Origin of the sequence: Spirillospora sp. NPDC048819, assembly GCF_040650055.1 — a bacterium.
Lineage (GTDB): Bacteria > Actinomycetota > Actinomycetes > Streptosporangiales > Streptosporangiaceae > Spirillospora.
In genome coordinates this window covers 23,101-40,513 of the sequence record NZ_JBEZGN010000020.1, presented here as the reverse complement: position 1 = coordinate 40,513, position 17,413 = coordinate 23,101, and the positions used below count along the sequence as shown (strand labels likewise).

The following is a 17,413-nucleotide window of genomic DNA, read 5'->3' as shown; positions in this document are numbered from 1 at the left end:
ACCGGCCTGGGTGCGGGGGGGTGACTCGGGTCGGGTATGCCGGTGCGGGGCGCCGCCGCGGGCGGCGAGAGGATGCGGAGGGGAAGCAGGCACAGCACAGGTTTCGTTTCGGGGGCCGGGCCGGTCAGGCCACGGCCCGCACGTTGGCGGCGCGGCCGGCGGTGGCCGGGTCGCGCGCCGGGGCGATGGGGGTCGTGATCGCCGGAGCGGCGGCCAGGGCGGGTGGCGGCGAACCGATCAGGATGGCCGCGCCGCACTCGACGCACGCCCGCTCCGGGCACTCCCCGCCATGACCGTCCGGACATGGCGGCTGCTCGAACACGCGTTCATCACCGCAGGTGGAGCAGTACAAGGGGGACCTCCCTCGGCTATGACACGCATCACGTTCGCACGCGCCGGTGACAGAATGCGGGACTTCGCTCGGCGTGTCCGGAAGTTCGTGCCGACCGCCGCCCACCGTCCTCCAGCCCCCGCCCGCCGACCGATCAATCGACGAGCTCCGCTCGGGGAGCCCCGGTGCCTTGTCACCGGCCTTTCGTGGGACCATCACAACGTGACCGCTGACGCTGCCCGTCCCGACGACGTCGCTTCGAGCTCGCCTGACAATGGCGGCCTCGCCGCGAGCCCCTTCCTGCTGGCCTGCCGCCGGCGGCCCGTGCCGCACACGCCCGTGTGGTTCATGCGGCAGGCCGGACGCTCCCTGCCGGAGTACCTGCGCCTGCGCGAGGGCGTCCCGATGCTGGAGTCCTGCGCCCGCCCCGAGATGATCGTGGAGATCACGATGCAGCCGGTGCGCCGGTACTCGGTGGACGCCGCGATCTTCTTCAGCGACATCATGGTGCCGCTCAAGGCCATCGGCGTGGACCTCGACATCAAGCCGGGCGTCGGGCCGGTGATCGCCGACCCGATCCGCGACGCGGCGGGGATGGCGGCGCTGCGCCCCCTCGAACCCGGCGACGTCCCGTACGTGACCGAGGCCGTCGAGGGCCTGGTCGGCGAGCTGGGGTCGACGCCCCTGATCGGGTTCGCGGGCGGCCCGTTCACGCTCGCGTCGTACCTGATCGAGGGCGGTCCGTCCAAGAACCACGAGCGCACCAAGGCCATGATGTACGGCGAGCCCGAGCTGTGGGACGACCTCATGGGCCGCCTCGCCGACCTCACGATCGCGTTCCTGAAGGTCCAGGTCGCGGCCGGGGCGAGCGCCGTGCAGGTCTTCGACTCGTGGGTCGGCGCGGTCTCCGCGCAGGACTACCGCGAGTCGGTGCTGCCCCACGCGCGCCGCATCTTCGACGAGGTGGAGCCGCTCGGCGTCCCGCGCATCCACTTCGGCGTCGGGACGGGCGAGCTGCTCGGCCTGATGGGCGAGGCCGGCGCGGACGTCGTCGGCGTCGACTGGCGGGTGCCGCTGGACGAGGCGGTCAGCCGCGTCGAGCCCGGCAAGGCGCTGCAGGGCAACCTCGACCCGGCGCTCCTGTTCGCGCCGTGGGAGACGGTGGAGCGCCGGGCGCGCGACGTGCTGGCCCGGGGCCGCACCGCCGAGGGGCACATCTTCAACCTGGGCCACGGCGTCCTGCCGTCCACGGACCCGGACGTGCTGGCCCGCCTCGCGGACCTCGTCCACGAGGCGAGCACCGAAGACACGCGCTAGCCGGCCGCCGGCGCCCTACTGGGGCGGAGGCGGCGCCTGCCGTTCCTGTGCGGGCTTCTGGGCCGCACCGGCGACGGCCTTGTCCGGCTCCGGCCGCGGCCCGGTGCCGCCGCCCGCCGGGGCGGCTCCGCTCCGGAAGCGGTCGCGGAGGCGATGCCGGAAGGCCAGCACCGGAAGGCCCAGCACGGCGGCGGTGACGAGGAACGGCAAGAGCCAGCCGAACACGGTGGCGACGCCGCCGACGAACGCGGTGAAGGCGCCCCAGCCGCTCTGCAGCCCGCCGAGGAACCCGCCGGACCCGTCGTCGTCGGGGTCCTCGGCCGGCGCGGACTTGCCCACCAGGGTCACGGTCACGGTCGCGAACTGGGTGCGGTGCTGGAGCGACTTCTGACGCGCCTGCAGCGCCTCCAGGTCGGACTCCCGCTCGGCGATCTCCTCTTCGAGGTTGATGATCTCGCCGATGGAGTTCGCCTTCTCGTACAGCTTGCGGAACGAGGTGAGCGCGGCCTCCGCCGAACGCACCCGCGCCTCCACGTCGGCGACCTCGCCGGTGACGTCCTCGGCCTCCTGGCGCAGCGACAGCTTGGTCCCGAGCTGCGTGCCGAGCCGGTTCAACAGGTCGGTGTAGTGGTCGGACGGGATCTTCAGTGCGATCTCCGCGCGGGGAGACGGTTCGGTCCTGGTGGACTCCCGCTCGATGTAGCCGCCCGCCCCGATGACCATCTGCTTGGCCTTGGCTGCGGACGCGTCGACGTCATCGGCCCTGACCCGGAGCTCCGCCGAGTGGACGACCTCGCGAGCGGTGGCCAGCGGCGCCTGCGGCTTCTTCCGCGTCCCGGCGTCCTCGCCTGACCCGGACGCCTCATTCCCCTGGGCCGCCCCTGCCGCCGGGCGGCGGGTGTCGCTCGTGCCGGTCGCCCCGTCCCGGTCGCCCGCGGACGAATCCGCGCTCTCGGAACCGCCGTCACTTCCCCCGCAGGCGGCCAGCGTCCCGGCGAGCAGGAGGACGATGAACGCGTAGGTCACGTACCTGACGCTTGTCGCTATCCGCATGAGGCTTGGACGAGGTGACGCAGATCACCGGTTCCGCCAGGTCAGTCGCGATCCGGGCACGAACAGGGCACACGGGTATCACGGGGATCACGGCCCGGCCCCTGCCCGGGCCGTGATCCGCCGGGGACGTCAGCCGTCGGTGAGGACGACCGGCCCGCCGATGTTGACGTCGCCGAGCGTCCACAGCGCGCCGGTGCCGGGGACGACGGCCAGCGCGGTCGCGTAGATGTTGGTCCGGTTCGGGACGGCCGTCGTCGGGACGCGTTCCCAGGTCCCGCCGCTGTGGCGGAGCAGGCCGGGCTTGGCGGGCTCGTCGAGGGAGTGGCCGAGGGCCCACAGCGTCCCGTCCTCGCCCTTGACGATTCTGGTGAGCGCGTTGAGCCCGGCCGGTGGGGTGACGCTCGTCCACGCGGTGCCGTCCCAGTGCATCAGGACGGGCGTGGCCGGCTCCGTCCTGTAGCTGGTGCCGACGGCCCAGGCGTCGGTGGGGGAGAGGGCGATTATGTCGCTGATGCCGATGCCGCCGATGGACGGCTCGTGCCAGGGGACGCTCGTCCAGGTCTGCCCGTCCCAGTGGTACGCCAGGAGAGTCTGGTCTGTCTGGGTGGGGTGGCCGATTAGCCATATGTCATCGTCAGCCCGGATGTCGGACTCGACCTGGAAGATGTCCGGCTGGGTGGTGATCTGCGTCCAGGTATCGCCCGTCCGGCGGTAGACGGTGCCGCTCCTGGTCACCCAGACTCCGGCCGCGGTCGCGGTGAGGGTCGTGCCCCTCCCGCCGGACGGCATCTCCACCTCCTCGAACCGCGAGCCGGTGAAGTGCGCCAGGTAGGGGCCCGTCACGCTCGCCCCCTCGCCGTACCTGGCGCCGCTGATCCACACGTCCTCGGGGCCGACGGCGTCGACGTCGCCGATCGTGCCGCTACTGGGCAGGCCCTCGAGGTCGTACTCGACCCAGGCGCCGTTCTTCCAGCGCCGCACGACCGGGTTGCCGGGGATGGTCTTGCCGGTGAAGGGGCCCGTGGGGATGAACAGTTCGCCTTGGAGCCCGGTGATCCAGACGCTGTCGGGTGAGGCGGCGTCGATGTCGCGGAGGTAGTTGTTCGGCCAGAAGAACGGCAGCGGCACCCGTTCGAAGTCGCCGCGGGTGCCGGCGGACGCGGGGGAGGCGAGCCCGGCGGCCAGGACGGCGGCGGTGGCCAGTGCCCCCGCGGTCTTGAGGGAGGTCTTCCAGGGATTCATGTATGCCAGTATCTACTGGCGAAGTCTTGTAGATCTTGTCACCCGGGCAACAAATCGACCGCGCTCGCGCCGGCCGCCCCGGTGCGCGATCCGGCGGCGCGTCTGGGAGGCTTGGGGACATGGACAGGTCCCATGCCGTCGTCGTCGGGGCCGGCATCGCCGGTCTCGCCGCCGCGCGCATGCTCGCCCGCGACGGCGTGCGGGTGACCGTGCTGGAGGGCTCTCCCCGCATCGGCGGCAAGCTGCGGGTCAGCGAGATCGCCGGGATCCCGGTGGACGAGGGCGCCGAGTCGATGCTCGCCCGCCGCCCCGAGGGCCTGGACCTGGTCGGCGACCTCGGCCGCCGCGGCGATCTCGTCAACCCCGGCACCACGTCCGCGGCGATCTTCAGCCGCGGCGCACTGCGCGCGCTCCCGTCCGGGCAGGTCATGGGCGTCCCGTCCGACCTGCGGGCGCTGGCCGCCTCCCGGGTGCTGTCCCCGGCCGGGCTGACGCGCGTCCCACTCGACCTCGTCCTGCCCGAGACGCCGCGCGGCGCCGACGTGTCCGTCGCCGACTACATCGGCGCCCGCGTCGGCCGCGAGGTCGTCGACCGCCTCGTCGAGCCGCTGCTCGGCGGCGTGTACGCGGGGCTCGTCGAGCGGCTCTCGTTCGACTCGACGCTGCCCGCCGTCGCCGCCTCCGCGCGCTCCCACCGGTCGCTGCTCCACGCCGCCCAGGGCATCCGGGACGCCGCGCCCAAGGACCCCGGCCCGGTCTTCGCCACCCTGCCGGACGGCCTCGGCTCGCTCCCGCACCTCGTCGCGGACGACGTCACCGCCGCCGGGGGGACCGTCCGGACCGGCGCCACGGTCCGCGAACTGCGCCGCCGCCCCGGCGGATGGCGGCTGACCATCGGCCCCACCCGCGACCCCGAATACCTCGACGCCGACGCCGTCCTGATCGCGGTGCCCGCCGCCCCCGCGTCCCGCCTGCTGAAGGAGGACGTCCCGGCCGCCGCCCGGGAACTGGAGGGCATCGAGTACGCCAGCATGGCGATCATCACGCTCGCGTACCGGGCCACCGCGTTCCCGCGGCTCCCGAAGGGCAGCGGCTACCTCGTCCCCGCCGTGGAGAGCGCGCCGGAGAACGGCGGGCGGGGGGTCAAGGCCGTCACGTTCAGCTCGGTAAAATGGCCTCATCTGCGCGACCGTGACCCCGGCGTCATCGCGGTGCGCTGCTCCGTCGGGCGGTTCGGCGAGGAGCACCTGCTCCAGCGGTCCGACGCGGAGCTGACCGCCGCCGCGATGGCCGAGCTCGCCGCGACCTGCGGCGTCACCGAGCCGCCCGCCGAGACGCGGGTCACCCGGTGGGGCGGCGGCCTCCCGCAGTACAACGTTGGCCACGCCGACCGCGTGGCCGGGGTCCGGTCCGCGGTCGCCGGGGAGCCGGGGCTCGCCGTCGCGGGCGCGGCCTACGACGGCCTGGGCATCCCCGCGTGCATCGCTTCCGCGCGCGCGGCGGCCACCCGGGTACTGGACCATCTGCGCAGCCGAGAAGGAGCAGACCATGACGCAGCCGGCGGGCAAGCCGAAGGCACGCGAACTCAATGACGTCATCCGCTACACCATGTGGTCGGTCTTCCGGGTGACGAAGCCGGGCACGCTCGGCGAGCAGGACGCGGCCGAGGTCCAGGACCTCCTCGACCAGGCCGGCCAGAAGGACGTGACCACCCGCGGCGCCTACGACGTCGCGGGGCTGCGCGCCGACGCCGACTACATGTTCTGGTGGCACGCGCCCACGTCCGACGACCTGCAGGAGGTCTACACCCGGTTCCGCCGCACGGCACTGGGCCGCGCCAGCGAGCCGGTGTGGTCGCAGATGGCGCTGCACCGCCCGGCGGAGTTCAACAAGAGCCACATCCCGGCGTTCCTCGCCGGCGAGGAGCCGCGCGCCTACGTGTGCGTCTACCCGTTCGTGCGCTCCTACGAGTGGTACCTGCTGCCGGACGAGGAGCGCCGCGCGATGCTCGCCGAGCACGGCAAGATGGCGCGCGACTACCCCGACGTCCGGGCCAACACGGTCCCGGCGTTCGCGCTGGGCGACTTCGAGTGGATGCTGGCGTTCGAGGCCGACGAACTGCACCGCATCGTCGACCTGATGCGCCACCTGCGCGGCGCGAAGGCGCGGCTGCACACCCGCGAGGAGATTCCGTTCTACACCGGCCGCCGCAAGCCGGTCGCCGAACTCGTGGCCAACCTGGCCTAGGGTCTCGTCCTCGGACGGCGTCAAGCCTGTCCGAGGACATCGCCAACCCGCCTTGGGACGCGGCGGAACCTGAGTAAGGTGCCGTCCGTGACCAAGTCTCCCGCCAGGCATTCCCGTGGACGGCACGCGCGGCCGCCGTCCCGGCTCGAGATCCGCTGGACCCGCCTGACCGCGTCGCTGCGGGAATCGCGGCGCCGCCGGCTGGCGGCGGCCACGACGGCGCTCGCGGTGGCGGCGGCGCTCACGGGCGCCGCCGCGCTGACGCTGACCGGTGGCTCGGGCGCCGACCCCCGCGCCGCCGTCGCCGCCCGCACCGGCGCCGCCTCCCCGGCGCCGCAGGAGACGGTCGCGGCCGCCGGGGACCCGGACGAGATCCATGACGCCGTGCCCTACCTGGAGACCAAGGACCCGGACGACAAGGTCGTCAAGCACGTCACCGACGTCCGCCGCAGCGGCCGGTTCGTCCGCGTCTACACCGACCTGGGCGAGGAGGACGAGAACTCCGACCCGGCGCTCGACCTGTGCAAGTGGACGACCCAGTTCCTGCGCGACGGCGGCGACGACGATCCCCGCGTCTTCGTCCACGGCAAGAGCAACGGCAACGGCAGCGTCGTCCTCGCCAACAAGCAGAGCGACAAGGACGACTGCGAGGTCGGCGAGACCCGCTAGTACCCCCCGCCCCCGCCCCCGCCGCCGCCGTCGAAGCCGCCGCTGTCGAAGTGTCCGCCGTCATGGCCGTCGGTCACGTTCTCCCCGCCGTAGAACCGGCCGCTCGCCGCGCCGTACCGGTGGCCTCTCGCGCGGCTGCGCGGAAGCTTGACCGGCTTCGGGTCGCCGGTCTCCAGGATCTCCCGCATCCGGGCGTCCTCGACTCCGGCCGGCCCGAGCGCGGCCAGACGCTCGGGGCCGGACGTACCGGGCTCGTCCGCGAGGCGGCTGCGCACCGCCCGGCCCCGGCGTGTCGGACGGAGCCGCCCGCCGCGCAGGAGCCCCGCCGCGCGCAGCCCGTCCCCGACCGCGCGCGTCTGCGGCGCCTTGGCGGCCGCGGCGATCACCTGGCCCAGCAGCCGCCCCACGTCGGGGATCTCCGCCAGGACGGCGGCCTGCACCGCGTCGTCGGATTCATGCCGGACGACCCGGACCCGCCGGGTCCCCTGGCCGATCCTGATGCGGCGCGCCTCGTACAGGGCCAGCAGCGCCGTCTGCGCGACGCGCTCCGGCCCGCCGCACAGCAAGGCGACCTCGTAGAGACCGAACTCGTCGGAACCGGACTCGCTCATGGCGCCCCCCAGGCGTTATGGCGTCGACCATGAGACGCCCGGGCGCCGGTACCGGTTGCCTACTCGCCGGGTTCGAGGGTGAGGGAAACGGAGTTGATGCAGTAGCGGTCGTCGGTGGGGGTGTCGTAACCCTCGCCGTGGAACACATGGCCCAGGTGCGAGTCGCACACAGCGCACCGCACCTCGGTCCGGAGCATGCCGAGCGAACGGTCCTCGATCAGGGTGACCGCGTCGGAGTCGGACGGCTGGTAGAACGACGGCCAGCCGCAGTGGCTCTCGAACTTGGTCGCCGAACGGAACAGCTCCGTCCCGCAGGCGCGGCACCGGTACACGCCGACGGTCTTGGTGTCGGTGTACTCGCCGGTGAACGGCTTCTCGGTGCCCGCCTCCCGCAGCACGTGGAACTCCTCCGGGCTGAGCCGGGCCCGCCACTCATCCTCGCTTTTGCGGATCTTCTCCATGTCTTCGAAGGTACCCGGCGGGGCCGTTCCCGGGGACTGTCGTGCCCGTGGGTTAGCGTGCAGTCATGGCCTCGCCCTTCATCGAGATCCCGGTCGGGGATCGGCTCGTCAAGGTGACCAACCCCGACAAGGTCTACTTTCCTGAGCACGGCTACACCAAGCGGCAGCTGGTGGAGTACTACCTGGCGGTGGGCGAGGGCATCGTCCGCGCCACCCGGAACCGGCCGACGACGCTGGAGCGCTGGCCCGCCGGCGTGTTCGAGGGCGCCCGGATGGCCACCCGGGAGGACTACGCGCGCGGCCAGATGGGCGCGGGCGCCGGCAAGTCGGACGCGTTCTACCAGAAGCGCATCCCCAAGGGCGCCCCCGACTGGGTGCAGACCGCCCGGATCGAGTTCCCCAGCGGCCGCTCCGCCGACGAGGTCTGCCCCACCGAGGTCGCCGTGATCGCGTGGGCGGCGAACCTCGGCACGCTGACGTTCCACCCGTGGCCCGTCCGCAAGGGCGACGTCGATCATCCGGACGAGCTGCGCATCGACTTCGACCCGCAGCCCGGCACCGACTTCTCCGACGCCGTCCGCGTCGCTCTCGGCCCGGCCCGCGACCTGCTGTCGGAGCTGGGCTACACCGGCTACGTCAAGACGTCGGGCAAGGGCGGCGTGCACGTCTACGTCCGCATCGAGCCGCGCTGGACGTTCACCGAGGTCCGCCGCGCCGCCCTCGCGTTCGGCCGCGAGGTGGAGCGCCGCGCCCCCGCCGAGGTCACCACCAAGTGGTGGAAGGAGGAACGCGGCGAGCAGATCTTCATCGACTACAACCAGAACGCGCGCGACCGGACGATCGCGTCGGCCTACAGCGTCCGCCCCGCCCCGCACGCCCCCGTCTCGGCCCCCGTGACGTGGGACGAGCTGCCCGGCGTCGACCCCCGCGACTTCACCATCGCCACGATGCCCGCCCGCTTCGCCGAACTCGGCGACCTGCACGCGTCCATCGACGACGAGTCGTTCTCCCTCGACGGCCTCCTCGACATGGCCGACCGCGACGAGCAGGACCACGGCCTCGGCGACATGCCGTACCCCCCGAACTATCCGAAGATGCCCGGCGAGCCCAAGCGCGTCCAGCCCAGCAAGGACACCGACAACCAGGCCTGACGGGAATAGCCCGCGCCGCTCGCGGGCTTACGAGGACACACGCTGATCGACCCTAAGGCGGCACCATGTCCTCGCTGAACGTCAGGTACCTCGGCGGCCCGAGCGCCATTCTGGAGATCGGAGGCGTGCGGTTCGTCGTCGACCCGACGTTCGACGCGCCGGGCGACTACCCGATCGGGGGGTCACGCGGCCTGACCAAGACCGGCGAAGCCGTCCTGGGCCCGGACGAGATCGGCCCGATCGACGCGGTGCTGCTCTCCCACGACCAGCACCCCGACAATCTGGACACCGGCGGCCGCGCCTACCTGGCCGGCGTCCCGCTGACCCTCACGACGGAGGCCGGCGCCGGACGCCTCGGCGGCACCGCCCGCGCCCTGCCCGGGTGGGAGCACGTCGACCTGCCGCGCCCCGGCGGCGGGACCGTCCGCGTCACCGGCGTCCCCGCCCAGCACGGCCCGGACGGCACCGAGCACCTCACGGGCCCGGTCACCGGGTTCGTCCTGACCGGCGAGGGCCTGCCCACCGTCTATGTCAGCGGCGACAACGCGTCCCTCGACGTCGTCCGCGCCATCGCCGGCCGGTTCGCCCCGGTCGACGTCGCGCTGCTGTTCGCGGGCGCCGCCAAGACCCCGCTCGTCGGCGACGTCCACCTCACGCTGACCAGCGAGGGCGCCGCCGAGGCCGCCACGATCCTGCGGGCCGGCCGGATCGTGCCGCTGCACTTCGAGGGGTGGGCGCACTTCTCGCAGGGACGCGACACCATCCCGCCGGCGTTCGCCGCCGCCGGCCTGACCGACCGGCTCCACCTCCTCGATCCCGGCGAGGAGATCAAGTTGTGACGTGCCCGTGCTCGTGGTCGACGGGCCCGTGGGCCGCCGCCCCGACGGGGGCCGGGGCGGCGGCGTCACAGGTCAGTAGAACCTGCGCTCCTGAACGGGAAGGGTGACGTCGGACGGGCCCCGCCACGTGGTCCGGGGCTGCGGCGGGGCGACCATTGCGGCCGGCTCCTCCGCGCCGACGACCACGGGGATGCTGATGGAACTGCCGCGCAGATCCACCGTCACCTGGGCGCCCGTGGGCGTCTCGGTGTTGTAGTCGGAGTCCGTGCCCGCCAGGACCAGCGCCAGGCGGTGACCCTTCTTCAGCACGTACTCCTGGCTGAGCGTCTCCCATCGCACGTCGTAGTACCGGCCCGGCTCCAGCGGGCTCGGGTGGCTCAGCGACCGGTGGTTCTGGACGTCGAGCCATCCGCGGGCGACCACGTTCACAGGCGAGGTGACCGTCGTGACCTCGGTCTGCCGGTAGCAGGCGTCGTCGGCGGGCGTGCTCTCACCGTGGCAGTCCTCGGTGTCGAGGGTGCGGATGCCCGAGCCCCGGCCGAGATAGTCCACCCGGGTGTCCTCGCCGTAGTCGACGAGCAGCGCGGTGACGTTGGACGTGGGTTTGTCCAGCTTGATCCTGAGCCGCGCCTCGGGCGTCCCGGACAGCCGCCCGGTCCTCGGCAGCGGACCCGAGACGAACGCGGCCCGGAACGGCTGCTCCACCGTCGGGTCGCTGACCATCGCGCTCTCCGGGTAGCCGTAGCCGCGCGGGCCGGGGGCGTCGGTGAACGTCGCCGTCGCTCCGCCCGGGGCGGGCTGCAGGCCCAGCGTGCCGTCCTCACCGGGCCGCAGGGTGATGTCGCGCGCGTCGCGGGACGGCCAGTCCGACTGGGTGATCCACTGTTCGGGGCCGACCTCGATGTCGGCGCGCGGCTCGTCCATCACGCCGTTGCGGATCTTGTGCAGCTCGTGGTCGAACCACCTGTGCAGCGTCTCCACCCAGTGGTCGCGCCGGAAGTCGAACGGGTCGACGTGACCGCGCTGCGTCAGCCACACCTTGCGCTGCACGCCGCGCCGGGCGAGGGCGTTCCACCACTCCGCGAAATGGTCGTCCTTCACGTTGAGGTCGTTGACGCCGTGGACCGCGAAGACGCTGGCCCGGACGCGGGACGCGCGGGCGATCGTCCCGTGCCGGTAGTCGGCGGTCTTCCAGTAGGAGTTGTAGTTGCCGGTCGCGTCGTCCTCGCCCTCGTCGAGACCGGCGTTGACGGCGGCGCACTTCTCCGGCGGATCGGTGTCGACGTAGCTCGCGAGCCACGGCTGCTCGTCGGTCCAGTACTTCACGCCGTTCATGCGGCTGTAGTCGTACCAGCTGCTGATCGCCGCGATCGGGACGATCGTCTCCAGGCCCTTCACGCCCGTCGCGGCGACGCCGTTGGCCAGGGTGCCGTCGTACGACTTGCCGATCATGGCGGTGCGCCCGGTGGTCCAGGTCGCCTCCACCGGGCTGCCGTCCGCCCGGTACGCCTTCGCCCGGCCGTTCAGCCAGTCCACCACGGCCTTGCCGCCGAGGACGTCGGTCGGGCCGCCGCTGACGGGACAGCCGTCGGAACGAGTCGTCCCCACCATGTCGACGGCGAGGAACGCGTAGCCGCGCGGGACGAAGTAGTTGTCGTAGAACAACGGGAACTTCACCGGGTTCCCGTCGGCGTCGTAGGTCTTGAGCTCGCTCTCGTTGCCGCGTCCCGCATTGTCGTAGTACGGGCTCTCATCCATGATCACCGGCACCTTGAGGCCGTTCTCGGTCTCCTTCGGCCGGATGATGTCCACGTTGACGCGGTCGAGCTCGCCGTCGCGGTCGCTGTCCACACTGGACTCGACGTACACGTGCTCGCGGATCGCGTCCTTGTAGGAGAAGACCGGCTGGGTCACGCCGCCCTTCACCACGATCTTGGGGGACGACTGGGCCAGCGCCGTCGCACCGCCGCCCGCCGCGGCCAGCGCCGCGCCGGTCAGCACGGCCACCGTCATCGTCCGCCGGGTTCGTCTCAGGGATCGCCTGGCCAACCCGCACCTCCCGGAAATCGGAAAATGATCTCTACGGAGGCACACGCTCCTCGCCCCGGGACTCCGGGTAAAGGGCGGCGTACGACGAACTCGGCCCGGATTTGGTCACCTCCTGCCGTTGCCTTCCCCGCCCGGCCGGGGAAGGCAACGCACCGGCCGGCTCAGCCCACCCCTTCGGCGGTTGCCGGGCCGGGAGGACGGACTGAACCGAGGCCGCGAGCGCGAACCGCCTACTCCAAGGAGGCCGACAGGAGGGGTGGGAGGTCGTTGTTGTGGAGGAGGGTTAGGCGGCGGGTGGCTCGGGTCAGGGCTACGTAGAGGTCTTGGCCGCCCTTGGGGGACTCGGTGAGGATGCCGGACGGGTCGACGACGATGACGGAGTCGAACTCCAGGCCCTTGGCCTCTTCGGCGGTCAGGACGACGGCGGGGGAGTCGAGGGCCTCCGGGGTGGCGCCGGCGGCGGCGTCCGGGAGGGCCTCCAGGACGGCGGTGTGGCGGGCGGCGGAGGTGATGACGGCGAGGCGGCCCTCCTTGAAGGCGCCGCCGATGTCGTCGGGGGTCTCGCCGGTGATGAGGGACAGTTCGGATTCGATGAGGGCCGGGAGTCCGGTGACCGGCATCGCGATCGCGGTCGGCGGGGGGCCGTCGTCGCGGACGGGTTCGGGCGGGGTCTGGCCGGGGGCGACGGCGGCGAGGACGTCGGCGGCGACCCTCATGATGGCCGCCGGGGTGCGGTAGTTGACCATGAGGCGCTGCTCACGCCAGCGGCCCGGGACGTAGCGGTCGAGCATCTGGCCCCAGGACGCGGCGCCGGCGGCGTTGCCGGTCTGGGCGATGTCGCCGACGACGGTGAGGGAACGGGTCGGGACGCGCCGCATGACCGTGCGCCAGGCCATCTCGGACAGCTCCTGGGCCTCGTCCACGATCACGTGCCCGTACGCCCATTCGCGGTCGGCGAGGGCGCGCTGCGCCGTGGTGAGCGGCGGGCCGTCGTCGTGGTGGCGTTCGGCGAGTTCGGCGGCGGAGAGCAGGTCGGCGGCGGTGAGCCTGTCGTGTCCCGCCGAGCCGGCGGTTTCGATGACCTCGCGGGCGTACAGCTCCTCCTGGGCGCGGGCGGCGTCGGCGGCGCGCCGGCGGGCCTTTTCGGCGGAGTCGTCCTTGCCGAGGAGTCCGGCTGCCTCGTCCAGGAGGGGGATGTCCGAGACCGTCCACGGGGCGGTGGGGGGACGGTGGAGGAGCGTGCCATCGAGGCCGGTTTGCGCGGCCGCCCGGGCGAGGGCGCCGGGGTCGGCGTAGAGGTCGGTCAGGAGTCGCTCGGGTGTCAGGTCGGGCCACAGGTCGTTGATGGCGGACTGGACGACGGGGTCCTGCCAGAGGGTTTCCTTGTCCAAGCGGAGGTCTGTTTCGTCGAGGAGGGGCTCGTTTTCGGCCTCGTCGATGAGTTCCTGGAGCCAGGCGGGGAGGCCGCCGTTCTTGGCGATCTCTTCCAGGGGCTCGTCCATGATGCGGTCGTACTGCTCGGCCCTGTTGATGGCGAGGGCTTCCAGGATGTCGTGGACGAAGCGGCGCCGCTGGACGTTGTGGGGGAGGCGCATGGCGCGGGCACGGTCGCGTATCTGCGTGCACTTTTCGGCGTCCACGACCAGGGTGAGGCCGTCGGTTTCGATGTGCAGGCCCTCTGCGGGGACGCGCTGCCGGTCGTGGACGGCCGCCTGCACCAGGTCTGCCATGCGCAGGTCGCCCTTGACGACGGCGACCAGGGGAGCTTCGGTGGCGGTTGCCTTCAGGCCGGGGTAGAGCTCGCCGACGGTGGCCAGGGCGACGTCGGTTTCGCCCAGGCCGGGGAGTACCTGCTCGATGTAGCGGAGGAACGTGGCGTTCGGGCCGACGACGAGCACGCCGCGCCGTTCGAGGACGTCCCGGTGCGTGTAAAGAAGGTATGCGGCCCGGTGCAGGGCGGCGACGGTCTTGCCGGTGCCCGGGCCGCCCTGGACGACGAGAACGCCCTGCAGGCCCGACCGGATGACCTGGTCCTGCTCTTCCTGGATGGTGGCGACGACGTCGCTCATGCGGCCCGTCCGGCCGCGGCGGAGGGTGGCGAGGAGGGCGGCCTCGCCGACGATGCCGCCGCGTTCGGACTCGTCCAGGCCTTCGAGGTCGAACACCTCGTCGTCCACCCGGACGACTTCGCGGCGGCGCAGGTGCAGGTGGCGGCGGCGCGCGAGGGTGCCGGGCGCGCCGGGGGTGGCGGTGTAGAACGGGCGCGCGGCCGCGGCGCGCCAGTCGATCAGTAGCGGCTCGCGGTCCTCGTCGCGGAGGCCGATGCGGCCGATGTAGAACGTGTCGCCGGGGCCGTCGGCGTCAGCGCGGTGGTCGATGCGGCCGAAGCACAGGCCGTTCTCGACGCCGCCGAGCCCGGCGAGCCGGCGGGCGGCCTCGTCGGTGGCGACGGCGCTCTCCAGCCGGGCCTGGAACGCGCTGCCGCCGCCCGCGGCGGGCCCTTCGCGCAGCGCGGCCTCGGCCTTCGCCCGCTCGATGTCGAGCCGCGCGTACACGCGGGACACGTACTCCTGTTCGGCGAGCATCGCGGACGTACGCGCTTTTTCATCGCGTTCCGGGTTGACAGCGTCGGCTTGACGGAGTCCCATGCCTCGGCTACACTCCTATTCAGGATGGAATTTTTGTGCGCAACTCGTAAGTCGCCATCTTATCATCCGTTCTTCCCGCTGCGCGTGATCTTCTAGCCCGCCGGCTGAAAAGATCGTCGTCGCCGCGGGTCCGGCGCCGGACGCGGCACGGCACCGGACCCGGTTCCGCCTCAGCGGTCGGCGCGCGGGCTCGTCGCCGGGCCGCTGAAGATGTCGTCGAGGTTGTAGGCCACGGGCACCTCCAGCTGCTCGTAGGTGCAGGAGCCGGGCTTGCGGTCGGGCCGCCAGTTGCGGAAGCGGGCGGTGTGCCGGAACCTGTCGCCCTCCATCGCCTCGTAGGCCACCTCGACGACCAGGTCGGGACGCAGCGGCACCCAGCTGAGGTCCTTCTTGCCCGTCCACCGCGACACCGCGCCCGGCATCCGGTCGACGGTCGCCTCGCTCTGCTGCGCCCACTCCGCCCACGGATGTTCGGCGAGATCCTCCAGCCGGTACGGCTGCAGCTCCTCGACCAGCTCGGCGCGGCGCTTCATCGTGAACGAGGCCGCCACCCCGACATGCTGGAGCTTGCCCTCGGAGTTGTAGAGCCCGAGCAGCAGCGACCCGACGATCGGCCCGGACTTGTGCCAGCGGAAGCCCGCCACCACGCAGTCGGCGGTCCGCTCGTGCTTGACCTTGAACAGGACGCGCTTGTCGGGCTCGTAGACGGTGTCGCGCGGCTTGGCGATGACGCCGTCCAGCCCCGCGCCCTCGAACTCGTCGAACCACCGCAGCGCCAGGTCATAGGAGTCGGACGCGGGCGTCACGTAGATCGGCGCCCGCACCGCCGACAGCGTGTCGACGAGACGCGCCCGCCGCTCGCCGAGCGGCACCTCCAGCAGCGACTCGTCGCCGAGGGCGAGCAGGTCGAAGGCCACGAACGACACCGGTGTCTGCTCCGACAGCAGCTTGATCCGCGACGCGGCCGGGTGGATGCGCTGCTGGAGGCCGTCGAAGTCGAGACGCGTCCCCTTCGGCAGGACGATCTCGCCGTCCACCACGCACCGCTCGGGCAGCTCGCGCTTCACCGCCTCGACCAGCTCGGGGAAGTAGCGGGTGAGCGGTCTCTCGCCGCGGCTGGACAGTTCCACCTCGTCGCCGTCGCGGAACACGATGCAGCGGAAGCCGTCCCACTTCGGCTCGTACAGCAGGTCGCCCTTGGGCATGGTCTTCACCGCCTTGGCCAGCATCGGCGGCAGCGGCGGGCTGATCGGCAGGTCCATCCCCCCATCTTGCGCCCCGGCACCGACAAAAGGACATCCCGCGGGCGCAAAACGGTCATTGGATAACCTGCAGGTCATGCGCCGTCTGCTGCCCGAGCCCGCCGCCGCGGGCATCGACCCGTTCGACGCCTACGGGGACGCGCCGGCGCTCCGCCTCGGCATGGTGATGACCGTGGACGGCTCCGTCACCGACGCCGAGGGCTGGACCGACACCCTCGGCGGCGACGCCGACTTCCGCGTGTTCCGGACCCTGCGAGCCCTCGCGGACGCGATCCTCGTGGGCGCCGCGACCGTCCGCACAGGACGCCTCGGACCCGCCCGCCTCCGCACCGATCTGCGCGCGCGCCGCGGCGGCCCGCCCGCCCCCATAGTCGTGGTGAGCCGCTCCCTGGACCTCGACTGGACGCTTCCACTGTTCACCGAGGCCGAGACCCCGACCATCGTCGTGACATCACGGAACGTCCGGAACAAAGTGCCGGGTCACGTCCAGGTGGTCGACGCAGGCGAGGACGACGTCGATCTACCCGCCGCCGTCAGGACGCTCCGCGAAGACTTCGGCCACGAGCGTCTCCTCTGCGAGGGAGGGCCCGCCCTGGCCACTGCGCTGATCCGCGCGTCCCTCGTCGACGAACTGTGCCTCAACATCGCCCCGACACTCCTCGGCGGCCCCCGCCACACCCGGCTCCTGGACGGGCTGCAAGCCGAGGTGCCGCTCGAACCCACGGCCCTGTACCTGGACGAAGGCGTGCTGTTCCTGCGCTACCGGCTGCGGGTGTAGCGCAGGAAGAGGAAATCCTCGTCCTGCAGGGCGTGGGCGAGGGTCAGATCCGGCGGGACGGGAACGGGCGGCCCGTTCAGGATCCGCGCCGGATGCCCGCCGAGCAGCAGCGGGCTCAGCGTGAGGCACAGCTCGTCGAGCAGCCCGGCCGTCACCACCTGCGCGAGGACGCCCGGACCGCCCTCGCACAGGAGGCGCCTGTGGCCGCGCGCCGCGAGTTCCCCGACGGCGGCGGCGAAGTCGAGCGAGTCCTCCCCGGCGATGATGACGTCGGCGCGCTCCCGCGCGGCCTCCAGCCTGGCCGGGTCGGCGGTGGCGGTCGCCAGCACGATCGTCCTGGCCTTCGCCTCGGTGAAGATCGGGGCGTCGAAGTCCAGGTCGAGGGTGCGCGAGACGATCGCCAGCGGCGGGACGGGGGTGCGCCCGTCCCGGACGCCGTTCCAGCCCTCGCTCGGCTTGACCGGCCCGTACCCTTCGGCGCGCACCGTGTTCGCGCCGACGATGACCACGTCGGCGAGGCCGCGCAGCAGCAGGAACAGGTGCCGGTCTGCGGCATTGCCGAGGCCGCCGCTGCGCTCGTCGCGCTGCGCCGCCCCGTCCAGGCTGGCGACCATGTTGGCCCGCAGCCACGGGCCGTCCGGCGGATAGGCGTAGCGCTCGGCGAGGTCGACGTCGCCGGCCTCCGGAGAAAGGGTCCGCATAGGTGATCCAAGCTACTCCAGCCCTCGTGGGCCATGCGGATGACGGTCCGTGCA

At 72.4% G+C, this 17,413-nt stretch carries 16 protein-coding genes; 7 read left to right on the top strand and 9 right to left on the bottom strand.

Annotation, left to right across the window (positions count from 1 at the left end; genetic code table 11):
* Positions 1 to 124 precede the first annotated feature (124 nt).
* Positions 125 to 352 (bottom strand): hypothetical protein, encoded by a 228-nt coding sequence (locus tag AB0C35_RS25020; protein WP_358460110.1) that lies wholly within the window; start codon positions 350 to 352, stop codon positions 125 to 127.
* Between the two features lie 282 nt (positions 353 to 634).
* On the opposite strand from AB0C35_RS25020, the gene hemE reads away from it, so the two are divergent.
* The gene (gene hemE, locus AB0C35_RS25015; RefSeq protein ID WP_358460445.1) at positions 635 to 1,648 is read left to right on the top strand and encodes a uroporphyrinogen decarboxylase; all 1,014 of its coding nucleotides are present in this window, start codon (positions 635 to 637) and stop codon (positions 1,646 to 1,648) included.
* 15 nt (positions 1,649 to 1,663) lie between these two features.
* On the opposite strand, the gene AB0C35_RS25010 is transcribed toward hemE, so the two are convergent.
* Both AB0C35_RS25010 and AB0C35_RS25005 read right to left on the bottom strand, forming a co-directional pair.
* Positions 1,664 to 2,674 (bottom strand): DUF4349 domain-containing protein, encoded by a 1,011-nt coding sequence (locus AB0C35_RS25010; RefSeq protein ID WP_358460107.1) that lies wholly within the window; start codon positions 2,672 to 2,674, stop codon positions 1,664 to 1,666.
* 156 nt (positions 2,675 to 2,830) lie between these two features.
* Positions 2,831 to 3,943, bottom strand: coding sequence for a hypothetical protein (locus AB0C35_RS25005; RefSeq protein WP_358460104.1), 1,113 nt, complete (start codon positions 3,941 to 3,943; stop codon positions 2,831 to 2,833).
* 119 nt (positions 3,944 to 4,062) lie between these two features.
* On the opposite strand from AB0C35_RS25005, the gene hemG reads away from it, so the two are divergent.
* The 3 genes from hemG (at position 4,063) to AB0C35_RS24990 (ending at position 6,859) form a co-directional block, all read left to right on the top strand.
* Positions 4,063 to 5,535, top strand: coding sequence for a protoporphyrinogen oxidase (hemG, locus tag AB0C35_RS25000; RefSeq protein WP_358460101.1), 1,473 nt, complete (start codon positions 4,063 to 4,065; stop codon positions 5,533 to 5,535).
* On the top strand, positions 5,492 to 6,190 hold the full coding sequence (hemQ, locus tag AB0C35_RS24995) for a hydrogen peroxide-dependent heme synthase (RefSeq protein ID WP_358460098.1): 699 nt from the start codon (positions 5,492 to 5,494) through the stop codon (positions 6,188 to 6,190). The genes hemG and hemQ overlap by 44 nt, the downstream gene beginning before the upstream one ends.
* 87 nt (positions 6,191 to 6,277) lie before the next feature.
* The gene (locus tag AB0C35_RS24990; RefSeq protein WP_358460095.1) at positions 6,278 to 6,859 is read left to right on the top strand and encodes a hypothetical protein; all 582 of its coding nucleotides are present in this window, start codon (positions 6,278 to 6,280) and stop codon (positions 6,857 to 6,859) included.
* Here the strand turns inward: AB0C35_RS24990 and AB0C35_RS24985 are convergent.
* Entirely contained in the window at positions 6,856 to 7,470 is a 615-nt protein-coding gene (locus AB0C35_RS24985) for a TIGR04222 domain-containing membrane protein (RefSeq protein ID WP_358460092.1), read from the bottom strand. The genes AB0C35_RS24990 and AB0C35_RS24985 overlap by 4 nt on opposite strands.
* 59 nt (positions 7,471 to 7,529) lie before the next feature.
* On the bottom strand, positions 7,530 to 7,931 hold the full coding sequence (msrB, locus tag AB0C35_RS24980; protein WP_358460089.1) for a peptide-methionine (R)-S-oxide reductase MsrB: 402 nt from the start codon (positions 7,929 to 7,931) through the stop codon (positions 7,530 to 7,532).
* Positions 7,932 to 7,996: 65 nt separating this feature from the next.
* On the opposite strand from msrB, the gene AB0C35_RS24975 reads away from it, so the two are divergent.
* Together AB0C35_RS24975 and AB0C35_RS24970 are read left to right on the top strand one after the other, a co-directional pair.
* Complete coding sequence (locus AB0C35_RS24975; protein ID WP_358460086.1) at positions 7,997 to 9,082, top strand: DNA polymerase domain-containing protein; 1,086 nt, start codon at positions 7,997 to 7,999, stop codon at positions 9,080 to 9,082.
* Between the two features lie 65 nt (positions 9,083 to 9,147).
* Positions 9,148 to 9,921, top strand: a complete 774-nt coding sequence (locus AB0C35_RS24970) for an MBL fold metallo-hydrolase (protein ID WP_358460083.1) — start codon at positions 9,148 to 9,150, stop codon at positions 9,919 to 9,921.
* A 72-nt stretch (positions 9,922 to 9,993) separates the two neighbouring features.
* Here the strand turns inward: AB0C35_RS24970 and AB0C35_RS24965 are convergent, their stop codons facing one another.
* From AB0C35_RS24965 to AB0C35_RS24955, 3 genes are all read right to left on the bottom strand, one after another.
* Positions 9,994 to 11,970, bottom strand: coding sequence for a Xaa-Pro dipeptidyl-peptidase (locus AB0C35_RS24965; RefSeq protein ID WP_358460080.1), 1,977 nt, complete (start codon positions 11,968 to 11,970; stop codon positions 9,994 to 9,996).
* A 230-nt stretch (positions 11,971 to 12,200) separates the two neighbouring features.
* Positions 12,201 to 14,618: an ATP-binding domain-containing protein gene (locus AB0C35_RS24960; RefSeq protein ID WP_358460077.1), complete on the bottom strand. Its 2,418-nt coding sequence runs from the start codon at positions 14,616 to 14,618 to the stop codon at positions 12,201 to 12,203.
* Between the two features lie 170 nt (positions 14,619 to 14,788).
* Entirely contained in the window at positions 14,789 to 15,880 is a 1,092-nt protein-coding gene (locus tag AB0C35_RS24955) for an ATP-dependent DNA ligase (protein ID WP_358460074.1), read from the bottom strand.
* Between the two features lie 76 nt (positions 15,881 to 15,956).
* Here AB0C35_RS24955 and AB0C35_RS24950 point away from each other — a divergent pair, with 76 nt between their 5' ends.
* Positions 15,957 to 16,658: a dihydrofolate reductase family protein gene (locus AB0C35_RS24950; protein WP_358460071.1), complete on the top strand. Its 702-nt coding sequence runs from the start codon at positions 15,957 to 15,959 to the stop codon at positions 16,656 to 16,658.
* Here the strand turns inward: AB0C35_RS24950 and AB0C35_RS24945 are convergent.
* Positions 16,640 to 17,359, bottom strand: coding sequence for a pyrimidine reductase family protein (locus tag AB0C35_RS24945; protein WP_358460068.1), 720 nt, complete (start codon positions 17,357 to 17,359; stop codon positions 16,640 to 16,642). The two genes, AB0C35_RS24950 and AB0C35_RS24945, sit on opposite strands and share 19 nt — an antisense overlap.
* Between the last annotated feature and the right edge of the window lie 54 nt (positions 17,360 to 17,413).

Bases quoted from the DNA above. Each gene is read 5' to 3' on its own strand.
- AB0C35_RS25005 (WP_358460104.1), bottom strand. From the start codon at position 3,943: ATGAATCCCTGGAAGACCTCCCTCAAGACCGCGGGGGCACTGGCCACC.
- hemG (WP_358460101.1), top strand. From the start codon at position 4,063: ATGGACAGGTCCCATGCCGTCGTCGTCGGGGCCGGCATCGCCGGTCTC.
- hemQ (WP_358460098.1), top strand. From the start codon at position 5,492: ATGACGCAGCCGGCGGGCAAGCCGAAGGCACGCGAACTCAATGACGTC.
- AB0C35_RS24985 (WP_358460092.1), bottom strand. From the start codon at position 7,470: ATGAGCGAGTCCGGTTCCGACGAGTTCGGTCTCTACGAGGTCGCCTTG.
- msrB (WP_358460089.1), bottom strand. From the start codon at position 7,931: ATGGAGAAGATCCGCAAAAGCGAGGATGAGTGGCGGGCCCGGCTCAGC.
- AB0C35_RS24975 (WP_358460086.1), top strand. From the start codon at position 7,997: ATGGCCTCGCCCTTCATCGAGATCCCGGTCGGGGATCGGCTCGTCAAG.
- AB0C35_RS24970 (WP_358460083.1), top strand. From the start codon at position 9,148: ATGTCCTCGCTGAACGTCAGGTACCTCGGCGGCCCGAGCGCCATTCTG.
- AB0C35_RS24960 (WP_358460077.1), bottom strand. From the start codon at position 14,618: ATGGGACTCCGTCAAGCCGACGCTGTCAACCCGGAACGCGATGAAAAA.
- AB0C35_RS24955 (WP_358460074.1), bottom strand. From the start codon at position 15,880: ATGGACCTGCCGATCAGCCCGCCGCTGCCGCCGATGCTGGCCAAGGCG.
- AB0C35_RS24950 (WP_358460071.1), top strand. From the start codon at position 15,957: ATGCGCCGTCTGCTGCCCGAGCCCGCCGCCGCGGGCATCGACCCGTTC.
- AB0C35_RS24945 (WP_358460068.1), bottom strand. From the start codon at position 17,359: ATGCGGACCCTTTCTCCGGAGGCCGGCGACGTCGACCTCGCCGAGCGC.